The sequence below is a fragment of the Corallococcus sp. AB011P genome, assembly GCF_003611605.1.
GTDB lineage: Bacteria > Myxococcota > Myxococcia > Myxococcales > Myxococcaceae > Corallococcus > Corallococcus coralloides.
This window is the reverse complement of the sequence record NZ_RAVX01000072.1, coordinates 1-906: the sequence shown is the minus strand read 5'-3', so window position 1 is coordinate 906 and position 906 is coordinate 1. Positions and strand designations below refer to the sequence as shown.

Below are 906 nucleotides of genomic sequence, written 5' to 3'. Positions count from 1 at the left end.
GCCCGTCACGTCCGTGGTGCGGAAGTAGAACTGCGGACGGTACCCCTTGAAGAACGGGGTGTGGCGGCCGCCCTCTTCCTTCGACAGCACGTAAATCTGCGCCTTGAACTTCGTGTGCGGCGTGATGCTGCCCGGCTTCGCCAGCACCTGGCCGCGCTCCATGTCCTCGCGCCTGAGGCCACGGACCAGCGCGCCGATGTTGTCGCCCGCCCGGCCCTCGTCCAGCAGCTTGCGGAACATCTCCACGCCCGTCACCACCGTCTTCTGCGTCGCGCGCAGACCGACGACTTCGACTTCCTCGCCCACCTTGATGATTCCGCGCTCCACGCGGCCCGTGGCCACCGTACCGCGGCCGGCGATGGAGAACACGTCTTCCACCGGCATCAGAAAGGGCTTGTCCGTCGCGCGCTGCGGCGTCGGGATGTAGCTGTCCACCGCCTCCATCAGCTTCAGGATGGCCGGCTCGCCGATGTCGCTGGTGTCACCCTCCAGCGCCTTCACCGCGGAGCCGGGGACGATGGGGATGCTGTCGCCGGGGAACTCGTACTTCTTGAGCAGGTCCCGGACTTCCATCTCCACGAGCTCGCGCAGCTCGGGGTCGTCCAGCAGGTCCACCTTGTTCAGGAAGACCACGATGTAGGGCACGCCCACCTGGCGCGCCAGCAGGATGTGCTCGCGCGTCTGCGGCATCGGGCCGTCCGCCGCCGACACCACCAGGATGGCGCCGTCCATCTGCGCCGCGCCCGTGATCATGTTCTTCACGTAGTCGGCGTGCCCCGGGCAGTCGACGTGCGCGTAGTGACGGTTCTTCGTCTTGTACTCCACGTGCGCCGTGGAGATGGTGATGCCGCGCTCGCGCTCTTCCGGCGCCTTGTCAATCTGGTCGTACGCCAGGAACGTGGCGCC

Annotated in this window: 1 protein-coding gene; it reads right to left on the bottom strand. The window is 67.2% G+C overall.

Annotated features, from left to right (window positions below):
* A partial coding sequence (tuf, locus tag D7X30_RS41375) for an elongation factor Tu (RefSeq protein ID WP_120568471.1) occupies positions 1 to 906 on the bottom strand: 906 nt, incomplete at both ends.